At 72.5% G+C, this 12,640-nt stretch carries 12 protein-coding genes; 5 read left to right on the forward strand and 7 right to left on the reverse strand.

Annotated elements, in window-relative coordinates:
- Nucleotides 1-2: 2 nt before the first annotated feature.
- A complete protein-coding gene (locus tag ABKA17_RS27685; RefSeq protein ID WP_353694965.1) occupies nt 3-1,649 on the reverse strand; it encodes a DNA repair helicase XPB in 1,647 nt (548 codons plus the stop codon).
- A 167-nt stretch (nt 1,650-1,816) separates the two neighbouring features.
- Here ABKA17_RS27685 and ABKA17_RS27690 point away from each other — a divergent pair, with 167 nt between their 5' ends.
- Nucleotides 1,817-2,365 (forward strand): hypothetical protein, encoded by a 549-nt coding sequence (locus ABKA17_RS27690; RefSeq protein ID WP_353694966.1) that lies wholly within the window; start codon nt 1,817-1,819, stop codon nt 2,363-2,365.
- A 247-nt stretch (nt 2,366-2,612) separates the two neighbouring features.
- Here the strand turns inward: ABKA17_RS27690 and ABKA17_RS27695 are convergent, their stop codons facing one another.
- Entirely contained in the window at nt 2,613-5,129 is a 2,517-nt protein-coding gene (locus ABKA17_RS27695; protein WP_353694967.1) for a helicase-associated domain-containing protein, read from the reverse strand.
- Between the two features lie 220 nt (nt 5,130-5,349).
- On the opposite strand from ABKA17_RS27695, the gene ABKA17_RS27700 reads away from it, so the two are divergent.
- The gene (locus tag ABKA17_RS27700; RefSeq protein ID WP_353694968.1) at nt 5,350-6,333 is read left to right on the forward strand and encodes a hypothetical protein; all 984 of its coding nucleotides are present in this window, start codon (nt 5,350-5,352) and stop codon (nt 6,331-6,333) included.
- Nucleotides 6,334-6,356: 23 nt separating this feature from the next.
- Nucleotides 6,357-6,998 (forward strand): HAD family hydrolase, encoded by a 642-nt coding sequence (locus ABKA17_RS27705; protein ID WP_502994401.1) that lies wholly within the window; start codon nt 6,357-6,359, stop codon nt 6,996-6,998.
- On the opposite strand, the gene ABKA17_RS27710 is transcribed toward ABKA17_RS27705, so the two are convergent.
- Nucleotides 6,977-7,225 carry a hypothetical protein gene (locus tag ABKA17_RS27710; RefSeq protein ID WP_353694970.1) on the reverse strand — a complete coding sequence of 83 codons (249 nt, stop codon included), beginning with the start codon at nt 7,223-7,225 and terminating at the stop codon, nt 6,977-6,979. The two genes, ABKA17_RS27705 and ABKA17_RS27710, sit on opposite strands and share 22 nt — an antisense overlap.
- 178 nt (nt 7,226-7,403) lie before the next feature.
- Here ABKA17_RS27710 and ABKA17_RS27715 point away from each other — a divergent pair, with 178 nt between their 5' ends.
- The gene (locus ABKA17_RS27715) at nt 7,404-7,787 is read left to right on the forward strand and encodes a cold-shock protein (protein ID WP_353694971.1); all 384 of its coding nucleotides are present in this window, start codon (nt 7,404-7,406) and stop codon (nt 7,785-7,787) included.
- A 37-nt stretch (nt 7,788-7,824) separates the two neighbouring features.
- Here the strand turns inward: ABKA17_RS27715 and ABKA17_RS27720 are convergent, their stop codons facing one another.
- From ABKA17_RS27720 to ABKA17_RS27735, 4 genes are read right to left on the reverse strand one after another with little or no spacing between them, the layout of a single operon-like run.
- Complete coding sequence (locus tag ABKA17_RS27720; protein WP_353694972.1) at nt 7,825-8,664, reverse strand: 1,4-dihydroxy-6-naphtoate synthase; 840 nt, start codon at nt 8,662-8,664, stop codon at nt 7,825-7,827.
- The gene (locus tag ABKA17_RS27725) at nt 8,661-9,308 is read right to left on the reverse strand and encodes a futalosine hydrolase (RefSeq protein ID WP_353694973.1); all 648 of its coding nucleotides are present in this window, start codon (nt 9,306-9,308) and stop codon (nt 8,661-8,663) included. The genes ABKA17_RS27720 and ABKA17_RS27725 overlap by 4 nt, the downstream gene beginning before the upstream one ends.
- Before the next feature lie 14 nt (nt 9,309-9,322).
- The gene (locus ABKA17_RS27730; protein WP_353694974.1) at nt 9,323-9,823 is read right to left on the reverse strand and encodes a hypothetical protein; all 501 of its coding nucleotides are present in this window, start codon (nt 9,821-9,823) and stop codon (nt 9,323-9,325) included.
- Between the two features lie 60 nt (nt 9,824-9,883).
- Nucleotides 9,884-11,317, reverse strand: coding sequence for an MFS transporter (locus ABKA17_RS27735; RefSeq protein WP_353694975.1), 1,434 nt, complete (start codon nt 11,315-11,317; stop codon nt 9,884-9,886).
- Nucleotides 11,318-11,620: 303 nt separating this feature from the next.
- Here ABKA17_RS27735 and ABKA17_RS27740 point away from each other — a divergent pair, with 303 nt between their 5' ends.
- Entirely contained in the window at nt 11,621-12,547 is a 927-nt protein-coding gene (locus ABKA17_RS27740) for a DUF3027 domain-containing protein (protein ID WP_353694976.1), read from the forward strand.
- Nucleotides 12,548-12,640 lie beyond the last annotated feature (93 nt).

The following is a 12,640-nucleotide window of genomic DNA, read 5'->3' on the forward strand; positions in this document are numbered from 1 at the left end:
GCTCAGCTCTCCTCGGCCAGCAGTTCGTCCGCGTCCACGATCCGGTAGGCGTACCCCTGCTCCGCCAGGAACCGCTGCCGATGGGCGGCGAAGTCCTGGTCGATCGTGTCCCGGGCCACCACCGAGTAGAAGTGCGCCTGGTGCCCGTCCGCCTTCGGCCGCAGCACCCGTCCCAGCCGCTGTGCCTCCTCCTGCCGCGACCCGAAGGTGCCCGACACCTGGATGGCGACCGTCGCCTCCGGCAGGTCGATGGAGAAGTTCGCCACCTTCGACACCACCAGCACGCTGATCTCGCCCTCACGGAAGGCGTCGAAGAGCTTCTCGCGCTGCGCGTTGGGCGTCTCGCCCTTGATCACGGGCGCGTTCAGATGCTCACCCAGCTCGTCGAGCTGGTCGATGTACTGGCCGATCACCAGGATCTGCTGCCCGGCGAACCGCTTGACCAGCGCCTCCGTGACCTTCCGCTTGGTCGCGGTCGTCGCACAGAAGCGGTACTTCTCCTCCTGCTCGGCGGTGGCGTACGCCAGCCGCTCGGAGTCGGTGAGGTTGACCCGGACCTCGACGCAGTCGGCGGGCGCGATGTACCCCTGCGCCTCGATCTCCTTCCACGGCGCGTCGAACCGCTTGGGCCCGATCAGGGAGAACACGTCGGACTCCCGCCCGTCCTCCCGCACCAGGGTCGCCGTCAGCCCGAGCCGCCGCCGCGCCTGGAGGTCAGCCGTGAACTTGAAGACCGGAGCCGGCAGCAGATGCACCTCGTCGTAGAGGATCAGCCCCCAGTCCCGGGAGTCGAAGAGCTCCAGATGCGGATAGACACCCTTACGCCTGGTCGTGAGCACCTGGTAGGTGGCGATCGTGACGGGCCGGATCTCCTTCCGCGTCCCGCTGTACTCGCCGATCTCCTCCTCGGTCAGCGAGGTCCGCTTCACCAGCTCGTGCTTCCACTGCCGGGCCGAGACGGTGTTCGTGACGAGGATGAGGGTCGTCGACTTGGCCTGCGCCATGGCCCCGGCGCCGACCAGGGTCTTGCCCGCGCCACAGGGCAGCACGACCACTCCGCTGCCGCCGTGCCAGAAGTTCTCCACGGCCTGCTTCTGGTAGGGCCGCAGCGCCCAGCCGTCCTCGTCCAGCTCGATCGGGTGCGCCTCGCCGTCGACGTACCCCGCGAGGTCCTCGGCGGGCCAGCCCAGCTTCAGCAGGGTCTGCTTGATCTGCCCGCGCTCGGAGGGGTGCACGGCGACGGTGTCCGGGTCGAGCCGGGCGCCGACCAGCGGGGTGATCCGCTTGGAGCGCAGGATCTCCTCCAGCACCGGCCGGTCGGTGGTGGTGAGCACGAGCCCGTGCGCGGGATGCTTGCTGAGCGTCAGCCGACCGTAGCGGTCCATGGTCTCGGCGATGTCCACGAGCAGCGCGTGCGGCACCGGATACCGGCTGTACTGCACCAGGGCGTCGACCACCTGCTCGGCGTCGTGCCCGGCCGCGCGGGCGTTCCACAGCCCCAGCGGCGTCACCCGGTAGGTGTGGATGTGCTCCGGGGCCCGCTCCAGCTCGGCGAACGGCGCGATGACCCGACGGCACGCGTCGGCCTGCTCGTGGTCGACCTCCAGGAGCAGCGTCTTGTCCGACTGGACGATCAGCGGTCCGTTCACGCGCGGCACACCCTTTCCGTAACGGCCAAACCTCCAGTGTGCCGTACCTCGCGCCGAAGCGGTGGCCTCGTCCTGGGCAACCCTGGTCACTCCTCGACCGTCTGACCGGGCGAGCAGCGCACGGGGCGCGACGCGTGACGTGCGACGGGTGGAGGGCGGTGGGCGCTATGGCGGGGCTGTCTGTGCGCGGCTGGGTGACCGGCGGGGGCGCCGTGGGGGTGCTGGTGGCCACCGGCGCGTGGGCCATGTGGCCGGCCGGGGTCGACGGGCGGCTGTGGGGTGAGGTGCGGCCGGTGATCGAGGCGCGGCTCGCTGCGGACTCACGGGGGAGCGGGTACGGGGAGGCGGTGCCCGGGATCGACGCGCGCTGGTTCTGCCGGGCGGAGGCGCTGGAGCTGGACGAGCGCGAGGGGTTGATACGGGCCGGCGTCAACACGCTGTGCATGGAGTACGGGGTGCACGACCGGGCCCTCGTGGAGTGCAGCGGGGGCTCGTATCCGCAGGTGGTGCGGCTGGTCCGGGAGGCGGACGGCGGCTTTCGCGTTCTGTCCCGGGAGTCGCCGCCCGACGGTGCCGGGTACGCGGAGTGGACGGAGTCCCACTTCGGGGTGTTCGCGGAGTCCGCTGCCGAGGGCTCTCTGTCGGCCGACTCGTTGGAGGCGGAGGCCCGGGCCCACTTCGGGCTGCCGGCGGGTGGTCCGGTCGGCGAGTGCTGACTCGTTGCCTGGCTCGCGTTGTGGGTGGATGCCTGCGGCGGCCCGTGGCCTCTTCGTGGGGGTTCGCGTCGCGCACTACGGTGCGTTGTGAGTCGGTGCCGCACCGGGGGGTGTCCGTCCTCGGTCGGGCGACACTGTTTCGTCTGGGCTGTGCTGTCGGTTTGACGCCCGACGCTGCGGGCGGACACCCCCCGGTACGTCCCCTGCTCGCCGTTGCGCCGGTGCCGGTGCGTTCCGGCTGGGGGCGCTAGTCGTCCGCCAGTTCCGCTACTCCCGTGATGCGGTGCAAGGGGTACGTCTTCACCTCGTCCGCCGTGTGGTCGTACGCCGTGACGAAGCCGCCCTCTACTCGGATCGGGGCGATGACTCGTTGGCTGGCGGTGCCCTCGGCGTTGACGTAGCCGATCCAGAGGGTCTCGTTGGTGAGGACGGCGGCCTGCATGGTGGCCAGGGTCTCGGCGGAGCTGGTGCGGGGGAGTTCGCCGGCGGGGTGGGACGGGCTCTCCTTGCGCGGGGTCGTGGAGGCCAGGTCGCCGGCGCGGATGGCTCGGATCGCTGCCGACAGGAGGGTGGCGTCCGGTACCGGCGGGCCGTCCGGGACCGGTTCGGGGGCTGTGCGGGGCGGGGTGCGGTGGGCGTGGGCGCGGGCGATCAGGACGTCGCCCTCGGCTGATTCGGCGGCGGGGGCGAAGCCCATCTGGCGCAGGCCGTCCAGGAGCGTCGCCGGGTCCGCCTGGGCCGCCAGGACGGTCGGGGCGAGGCGGCGCAGGCCCAGGCCGGCGGCGCGCTTGTCGGCGAGGATCTCGTTGAGTACGGCGTCGTCGTCGCAGCGGACGTAGGCGGAGGCCGCGCCCACCCGCAGGTGGCCGTGTTTGCGGGCCACGTCGTCGATCAGGTAGCTCAGCGGCTGGGGGACCGGCGTGCGGGAGTGCGCGGTGAGGAAGGCGTGCAGGTCGGAGGCGGACCGGCCGGCGTCCAGGGCGCGGCGGACCGAACCGGGCGTGAAGCGGTACACCGTCGCGCCGCCCTTCGACTCCACGTCCGCGAGCACGCCCAGCACGTCGGCCAGGGGGCGTTGCAGCGGGCCCGGGGCCACGGCGGTCAGGTCGGCCTGGAGCAGGACGTGGTCCAGGGGCTCGGGGAGGAGGGGGGCCAGGAGGCGGGCTGCCGCGGCGGAGGCCACCGCCTGTTCCGGGGCGGTGAGGGGTTCGGGGGTGGGGGGTGTGTGGTGGTGGACCGGCAGTTTGTCGCCCGGACCGGGAGCGGGGGTGGAGTGGGTTGTTCGTGGGGGTGCTCCCAGCAGGGCTCGTCCCTGGCTCGACAGTGCGCCCCGGCCCGTCACGCCCAGGAGTTCCGTCTCGCTCAGGGTCCACTCCGCGAGCCTTGACCGCAGGTCGTCGTCCCGTTGGGGGCCTCGCAGCGGGCGCTCCCAGCGCAGCCGGGCCAGTACCGACTCCGCCGACGGTGAGGCGCCCTCCGGCAGGGCCGCCAGGAGGGTCAGTACGCGGTGCCGTACCTCCGGCGCGGCGCCGCGGTCCAGGCCGGGGCCGAGCGCGGACAGGGTGCGGTCCTTCGCGTCCCGGCCGCCGATCAGGCCTGCCGTCCGGGTCGCCGTCAGCCAGGTCTCGGCCAGGTGCGCCCACCGCTCGGCCGCCGGACGCTCCAGCCACTCGTCGTAGGCGGGGGTCGCCGCGTACCGTTCGTCCGCCTCGCCGTCGGAGGCGATCAGGCCTGCCGCGTAGGCGAGTTCGACCCAGAACGCGGCGATCGGCTCGGACACGTCGAGCGCGACGGCAGTGCGCTTGAGGTCGCGGACGCTCAGGCCGCCGGCCCGCAGCACCGCGGGCCCGCCCTCGTCCCAGTCCTTCAGCAGCTCCTCCACCGTCGCCAGCGCCGTGTACGCCTGGCCGGCCGCCGTCGCGTCCACAACCTGTGGACGGTGCGTGGCCGCGGCCTCGACGGCGGGGGGCAGCGGTTCGGTGACGCGGTGGGCCAGACCGGCCCGCAGATGCAGGGCCACCTCCCGCGGCAGTACGACCGTCCCCGGCGCCGTCGGCAGCAGCAGCCCGAGGTCCAGCAGACGCCGCAGTCTCGGCGCGGGGTCCGCGGTGACCTGGCCGTACGGCGGGCCCCACACCAGGCGCCGCAGTACCTCCAGGGACTCCTCGGGGACCCCTGCGAGCAGGGCCGACATTCCCTTGCGGCCGGAGAAGAGAGCCGTGAGCGCGGCGACGGCGGAGACCGAGTCGTGCGTCGAGGGCAGGCCGGCCGCGGCCACGATCTCCTGGATCCGCCCCGGCGACATCCCGGCCGTGGCCTCCTGCACGGTCGGCCCGAGCCCCGTCGGCGACGGATGCTGCGGCGAGGGCGCCAGCAGCTCCCGCGCGGTCCGCACCAGCCGCAGCCGACCGTCGTCGCCCCACACCAGCGCCTGCTCCCGCAGCGTGCCCAGCGCCTTCGGCAGCGCCTTGGCGACGGCGGGCTCCCCGGCGTCCCCGGCCATCAGACCGAGCAGCTCCTCGTACGACGCCGGCTCCCCCGCCACCGCCAGCGCCTCCGCGGTCTGCAACGCGAACCGGTCCAGCCGCTCCAACGCCCTGACCACGGAAGCCCGCGTGCCGGCCCGCGTGGCGAGCTGCGTGAGGTCGGTGGGCACGGGAGTGATGAGATCGGGGCGAGCCCGCAGCAGCGCGCCGAGTGAGGCGTCGTCTCTGACACGCAGAGCCTCTGCGAGGGAGCGGGGCGGTGTGGCCGAGGTGCTCATCCGACCCACGGTAGCGGGTGCGTACGACGCCGAGGCGCGCGTCCGCATGCGGAAACCCCCACCACGACCCACCCCCACACGGCCGGCCCGACCGCTCCCCACGCTGCGAGGACCGACCCGGAGTCCTCCCGCGGCACGCCCCCGCACCGCTACGTCGGTTGCCCGCCGCGCGATACGGTCGTCCCCGGGGAATCAACGCGCCGCCCCCCGGAGGGACTTCGTGGGTATCGAGAGCGACCAGGTCGTCTACGAGTATCTGAGCCGTGTCGGTGACGTGGCCCAGCAGCGGCAGTTGCCGTCCGGGACCCGGATGCGGCTCGTGTCGGAGCTGCGGAACGAGATCGACCGGCGGCGGGCGAAGACCCCCGTGGACAGTCCCGCGGCCGTGCGCCGGATCCTGGACCGGCTCGGGAGCCCGGACGAGGTCGTCACCGCGGCGGGTGGCACGGGTGCCGTGCCGCAGGCCCCGGTTCCGGCCGCGGCTCCTGCCCCTACCGCCGTACCCGTGCAGCGGGACCGGGAGGGCGGTGAGCCCCGGCTCAAGGGACTGCGCCGTATCGTCCCCAAGCCGCGCCCCGCCGAGACGGTGCCCGAGGTCTCCGTGCCGCCGCACCTCGCCGGCGAGGCCGAGATCGGGGACCGTTCGCGCCAGCCGGACTGGTGGCGGACGGACAGCACGCCGTTCGGCGTCGGGGAGAGCGTCCCGGCCGGGTTCGTGGGGGGCGTGGAGATCCCGGAGCTCCTCAAGCCCCCGCCGCCGAAGGACGAGCCGAAGCCCGTCGTCGAGAAGGCCGCGGAACCCGTCCCCGAGGTCGAGGTCGAGGAAGTCCCGGCCGGTCGCCGTCGGTTGTTCTCGCTGCCCAAGGGCAAGTGGACCAACCCGCTGCTGCTGATCGCCGCCGGGCTGCTCGTCGCGGGCGCCGTTCTCGGCAACCTCGTCGTCCTCCTCCTCGGCTGGCTCATCGCCTACGCCTCCCGGCGGCTGACCGATGCCGAGACCAAGTGGGCGGTGATGTTCCTGCCCGGCCTCGCGCTCACCGCCGGTGTGGTGTGGCTGTGGGGCCGCAGCGAGGGCCGCTGGGGCGACCCCATCGCAAAGGGGCAGATGAACGACGCGGTCGCCGACACCTGGCCCTGGGTGATCCGGGGCGCGGCCGTCGCGTCGGCGCTGTTCCTCGTGTGGCGATCACAGCGGCACAGGTAGGACTGTCGTACCGACTGGGCACAATGGCCCATATGGCCACTGCACCCATCTCCGCCCCGACCGTCGGCTTCGACCTCGACATGACCCTCATCGACTCCCGCCCCGGCATCCACGCCTGCTACCGGGCGCTGTCCGAGCGGACGGGAGCGTACATCGACGCCGAGCTCGCGATCACGCGGCTCGGGCCGCCGCTGGTGGAGGAGCTGGCCCACTGGTTCCCGGCGGACGAGATCCCGGCCATGGCCGATCTCTACCGGTCGCTGTACCCGTCGATCGCCATCACCGCGACGCCCGCGCTGACCGGCGCCCGCGAGGCGATAGCCGCCGTACAGGCGGCCGGCGGCCGGGCGATCGTGGTGACCGCGAAGTACGAGCCGAGCGCCAAGCTGCACGTCGAGCATCTCGGCCTCGCCCCCGACGCGGTGATCGGCGACCTGTGGGCCGAGCAGAAGGCCGAGGCGCTGCGCGAGCACGGGGCGAGCGTCTACGTCGGCGACCACCTCGGGGACGTCCGGGGCGCCCGGACCGCCGGGGCGCTCTCGGTCGCCGTGGCCACCGGGCCGTGCAGTGCGGAGGAGCTGACCGCGGCCGGTGCGGACGTCGTCCTCGCCGACCTGACGGAGTTTCCCGCCTGGCTCGCCGGCTACCGTCCGGCCCGCGCCTGACGCCGCCCCGCCGCGATCGACTGGAGCACGCCCGCGCCGGCCAGCAGGAAGCCGACGCCCATGAGCATGCTCAGTCCGAACATGTACGTCGGAAAGGGCGTCGTTCCGAGGAACAGCGGGGCCACGGTGACGAGTGTGGCCACCGTACCGATGAAGAACACGATGGCACCGGCACGGATCAGTCGGTCACCGGGCCCGGCGGAATTCGTTTGGGTTTTGTCACGCACCGGACCAGGGTAGTTCCCTGCCCGAAGGAACAACCGGGCGACGTCTTGTCACCGACACGAAGACCATTAGCCTTGGTACCGGCGGGTCCCGACGACCCGCCCCAGTGCTATCAAGAGCCGTTTTCAGCAGCAGTTTTCAGAAGCAGTTTTCCGACGAGTACGAGGACGAGGAACAGACGTGCCTACCGGCAAGGTCAAGTGGTTCAACAGCGAGAAGGGCTTCGGCTTTCTCTCCCGCGACGACGGCGGTGACGTCTTCGTCCATTCCTCGGTCCTCCCCGCCGGAGTCGAGAGCCTGAAGCCGGGCCAGCGCGTGGAGTTCGGGGTCGTCGCCGGTCAACGCGGTGATCAGGCACTTTCGGTGGTCATCCTGGACCCGACGCCGTCGGTCGCGGCCGCCACTCGCAAGAAGCCGGACGAGCTGGCCTCCATCGTCCAGGATCTGACGACTCTCCTCGAGAACATCACGCCGATGCTGGAGCGGGGCCGCTACCCCGACAAGGCCGCCGGAAAGAAGATCGCCGGTCTGCTCCGGGCGGTCGCCGACCAGCTCGACGTATAGAAACCATCTGGAGCCACCGTCCGGAATCCCTTGATTTCTACGGGAATTGCAGTGCGTTCGGGCCGAGGGGCGGCACCAGCCCCTCGGCCGCCGCACGGGTGAGGAGCCCCCGCACCGCCGCGTAGCCGTCCACGCCGAGATCGTGGGTGAACTCGTTGACGTACAGACCGATGTGCTGGTCGGCGACGGACGGGTCCATCTCCTGGGCGTGTTCCATGACGTAGGGCCGGGAGATCTCGGGGTCGTCCCACGCGGCGCGCACCGACGTACGGATGGAATCGGCCAGGTTCGTCAGCGTCTTCGCGCCGAGGGACCGCTTCGCGATGATCGCGCCCAGCGGGATCGGCAGCCCGGTCGTCCGCTCCCAGTGCTCGCCCATGTCCGCGAGCTTGTGCAGCCCGTAGCCGCGGTACGTGAAGCGCGCCTCGTGGATGACCAGCCCCGCGTCGACCTTCCCGTCCCGCACGGCCGGCATGATCTCGTGGAACGGCATGACGACGATCTCGCCCACCCCGGCGGGCAGCGTGTCCGCGGCCCAGAGGCGGAACAGCAGATACGCCGTCGACCGCTCGCTCGGCACGGCGACCGTACGGCCCGTCAGATCCGTCCCGGCCTCGCGTGTCAGCACCAGCGGCCCGCAGCCCCGGCCCAGCGCACCGCCGCACGGCAGCAGGGCGTACTCGTCGAGGACGTACGGCAGTACGGCGTAGGACACCTTCAGGGCGTCGGACTCGCCGCGCTCGGCCATGCCGTTGGTGATGTCGATGTCCGCGAACGTCACGTCGAGCGCGGGCGCGCCGGGGACGCGGCCGTGGGCGAGGGCGTCGAAGACGAAGGTGTCGTTGGGGCAGGGGGAGTAAGCGATCTGAAGGCTCATGCCTGGTTCCAACTCTCCAGTACGGGCGCGAGCTTCCCGAAGCCCTCGGTCAGGGCGGCCAGGGCGTCCGGAATGCGCCAGGCGGCCCGGTCGCGGGGCCCGACCGGATTGGACACGGCCCGCACCTCCAGCACCGGCACACCGTGCAGCGCGGCGGCCTCGGCGACCCCGAAGCCCTCCATGGCCTCGGCGAGCGCGGTGGGGTGCCGTTCGCGGAGGGCGGCGGCACGGGCGGCGGTGCCGGTGACGGTGGAGACGGTGAGCACGGCGCCGGAGCGTGCCCCGGTGGCGGCCACGGCGTCCCGTACGAGTGCTTCCGGGGGACGGTGGGTGACGGTCCCGAAGCCCAGCTCGGTCACGGGCAGGAACCCGTCGGCGGTCTCGGCACCGAGGTCGGCCGCGGTGATCTCGTCGGCGACCACGAGGGAGCCGACAGGCGCCTCGGGCTGGAAACCCCCGGCGATTCCGGCGGACACGACCAGGCCGTAGCGGCCGCCCGCCAGAGCGGTGGCCGTGCCGGCGGCGGCGAGGGCCGGACCCACACCCGCGGCGATCACGTCGACGAGGGCGGCCGCCGTCCCCTCGAACGCGCGAGCCACCGCGTCCCGTTCGACCGGGACCGCGGTGGCCACGAGGATGCGCATCGGCGTCGTACGACTCAGGCGTTGTCGTTGACGAGCTTGAAGTTCCACACGCCCTTGTACGACTTGCTGACCCCGCCGTCCGACTTGTCCTGCTGGACGACGCTGATGTTCAGCTCCTTCGGCGCGGCCTGGCCCTGCTGGCTCGCGAACAGGTCGACGCCCTGGAAGGAGTAGTACGTCGACTCGTAGACGTCCGTGACCTGCTGGCCGTTGATCCACAGCGCCCAGCCGGTGTCCGCGATCTCCGGGTCGACGCCGATGCGCAGGGTCTCGCTCTGCGGGACGTCGATCGAGTCGGACCCCTTCTTCAGGGCGCACTTGGTGGCCTTCTCCTGGCCCAGGTTGTCGCCGTCCTCCCAGCACTCGGCCTCGGTGCTCACCGAGTTCTTGCCGACCGTGACGGTGGCGCGCGGCGTCGGCTTGTCGCAGGCCGACAGGACAAGCAGTCCGGCGGAAACGGCGCCGGCGGCGGCGACGGCGCGGCGGCGTCGCACAACGGATTGCATGGAGGTCATGGCCGAAGGCTATCGGGCGCCTTCACCCGTCCCGCTACGTGGGGTGCGGCGTGCCGTGCGTTACGCCACGCGCGCGCGTGCGGTCCCGCCGTGGCGGGCCGAGCTCAGCAGCCCCTTGACCGTCAGCAGCCAGCCCACGGCGACCGCCCCGGCGGCCACCGACAGGCCCAGCGAGCCGTTGAGGGGCATCACGATGCCGACCGCACCGCCGAACACCCAGGACACCTGGAGGATCGTCTCCGAGCGGGCGAACGCCGACGTACGGACCTGCTCGGGCACGTCCCGCTGGATCAGCGCGTCCAGGGACAGCTTGGACAGCGCCTGCGCGAACCCGGCGACCGCGGCGAGGACGGCCACCAGGAACGCCCCGAAGAAGATCGCGGCGGTGATGGCGACACCCAGGACGAACGCGACGACGGTCAGGATGATGATCTCCGGTGCCCGTTGCCGCAGCCACGCCCCGACCGAGGTGCCCAGCGCGTTGCCCACGCCCGCCGAGACGACCACGATCCCCAGGGACACCGCCGCGGTCTGCCCGGACAGCGGATGCTCGCGCAGCAGGAACGCCAGGAAGAAGGTCAGGAACCCGGAGAGGAAGCGGAGCGCGGCGTTCGCACCCAGGGCGTGGGTGACGGCGATACCGACCGTGCGCAGCCCGGGGCGCTTGACGGGCTGGCGGTGCGGGCCGTGCAGGTGCGCCTCGTCCGCGGCGAGCAGCGCGATGTCCTCGCCCTTGGCGGAGTCGACCTTCGGCGGCAGCGTGAAGGACAGGAACGTCCCCACCAGGAAGATCACGAAGGCGCCGTAGAGCGGCCAGTGTGCTCCGATGGACTGGAGCCCGGCCGCGATGGGCGCGGCGATCGCGGTGGCGAGGAGCCCGCCGAGGGTGACCCGGGAGTTGGCCTTCACCAGGGAGAAGCGGGGTGGCAGCAGGCGGGGCACGACGGCGCTTCTGACCACGCCGTACGCCTTGGAGGAGACCAGGACGCCCAGGGCCGCCGGATACATCTCGATGCTGCCGGTGGCGACCGCCCCGGACAGGACGAGGGCGAGCAGCGCGCGGGCGAGCATCGCGCCCGCCATCGCGGCCCGGCGGCCGTGCGGCAGGCGGTCCAGGAGCGGGCCGATCACCGGGGCGAGGACGGTGAAGGGCGCCATGGTGATGGCGAGGTAGAGGGCGACACGCCCGCGGGCCTCGTCGGTGGGGACGGAGAAGAAGACGGTGGAGGCGAGCGCGACCGTGATCATCACATCGCCCGCGCCGTTCACACCGTGCAGTTCGATCAGTTTGCCGAGTCCCGACTCGCCCGCCCCGTGCGCGTGGGTGGCCTTGCGGATCCCGCGGGCCGGGCCGGTGAACGGCAGGTGCAGGGCGCGGCCGACCGAGCGGAAGGAGCCGCGCGCCCGGCCCGTACCGGTGCGTCGGCTGCTCCCCTTGAGCCCTTTGGCCCCACCGATCCCGGTGGCTCCTTGGGGTGTCTTCGCGGCTGCCACGACGTCATAGTGCCCCGACTGAGGCGTTCGTAGTGCGGTTACCGCGCGTATGGCCGCGCATTTACGGACTTGCCGTGGCCATACCGAGACCGGTGCGAGGGTGCCAAACGTCCCGTCGGTGTAGGCCGAGCGCACGCGAGCAGGTAGCGTGCGTATCTCAGCCATCTTGCACAATGGATGGCACAGGTGCGCCCGAGCGTGAGCGGGCGCGGACGTCGACGCGGTCCCCGGGTCCGCTCCGTCCGCCACCCTCGCCCCCGGCGTACGCACCTACAGTGACGGCGTAGGAGAGAAGCGATACCTGTGAGCGCAGCGACCACGCGAAGCCGCACCCCCGACCGTCTGTGCGCCGAGGCGGTCGATCTCGCCCGCACCGCAGCCGAGGAGGCGGCGGCGCCGGGCGTCGTCGGCGAGCACGCCGGGCACGAGTCCGAGGGCGACCGGGTCGTCACGCACTTCTTCGAGTGCAAGGAGCTCGGCTACCGGGGCTGGCGCTGGGCGGTCACGGTGGCGCGGGCGTCCCGGGCGAAGGTCGTGACCCTGGACGAGGTCGTGCTGCTGCCGGGCCCGGACGCGCTGCTGGCACCCGAGTGGGTGCCGTGGAGCGAGCGGCTGCGCCCGGGAGACATGGGCCCCGGCGATCTCCTCCCCACCGACGCCGAGGACCTGCGCCTGGAGCCCGGCTACTCCGGCGAGGACGAGCCGGTGCCGAGCTCCGCCGTCTCCGAGGAGATGGCCGAGCTGGTGGAGGCCGAGGACGCGGAGGTCACCGCGGGCAGCCCGGCGAACCTTCCGGTGGCGCCCGCCCGGGGTTCGATCGCCGCGGTGGCGGAGGAACTGGGCATGCGCCGCGCGCGGGTCCTGTCCCGCTACGGACTGCACACCGCCGCCGACCGCTGGGACGAGGCGTACGGCGCCAAGACCACCATGGCCCAGGCGGCCCCCGCGACCTGCGTCAGCTGCGGCTTCCTCCAGCCGATCGGCGGCTCCCTGGGCCAGGCCTTCGGCGTCTGCGCCAACGAGTTCGCCCCGGCGGACGGGCGCGTGGTGTCCCTGGCGTACGGCTGCGGCGGCCACTCCGAGGCGGCCGTCATGCCCAAACCCCCGCGCCCGGCCCCACCGGTGATCGACGAGACCCGCGTCGACCCGTTCCCCCTGCGCCCCGCCCCCGACTCGGGCTCGGTCCCGGACGTCTCGGACGAGGCGACGGCGGAACTGGGCCACTCGTAGCGGTTTGGTCTTTCAGCCCGTCCGGCGTTTGAGGACGAGGCCCGTTCAGGGCCGACAGCGGGGGCCCCAGGGCTCCCCGATCTGCGGTCCCCT

Origin of the sequence: Streptomyces sp. RG80, from assembly GCF_040446465.1 — a bacterium.
Lineage (GTDB): Bacteria > Actinomycetota > Actinomycetes > Streptomycetales > Streptomycetaceae > Streptomyces.

What these genes read in the sequence shown, in the direction of transcription:
- ABKA17_RS27690 (WP_353694966.1), top strand. Translation starts at nt 1,817, where the DNA reads ATGGCGGGGCTGTCTGTGCGCGGCTGGGTGACCGGCGGGGGCGCCGTG.
- ABKA17_RS27695 (WP_353694967.1), bottom strand. Translation starts at nt 5,129, where the DNA reads ATGAGCACCTCGGCCACACCGCCCCGCTCCCTCGCAGAGGCTCTGCGT.
- ABKA17_RS27705 (WP_502994401.1), top strand. Translation starts at nt 6,357, where the DNA reads ATGGCCCATATGGCCACTGCACCCATCTCCGCCCCGACCGTCGGCTTC.
- ABKA17_RS27720 (WP_353694972.1), bottom strand. Translation starts at nt 8,664, where the DNA reads ATGAGCCTTCAGATCGCTTACTCCCCCTGCCCCAACGACACCTTCGTC.
- ABKA17_RS27725 (WP_353694973.1), bottom strand. Translation starts at nt 9,308, where the DNA reads ATGCGCATCCTCGTGGCCACCGCGGTCCCGGTCGAACGGGACGCGGTG.
- ABKA17_RS27730 (WP_353694974.1), bottom strand. Translation starts at nt 9,823, where the DNA reads ATGACCTCCATGCAATCCGTTGTGCGACGCCGCCGCGCCGTCGCCGCC.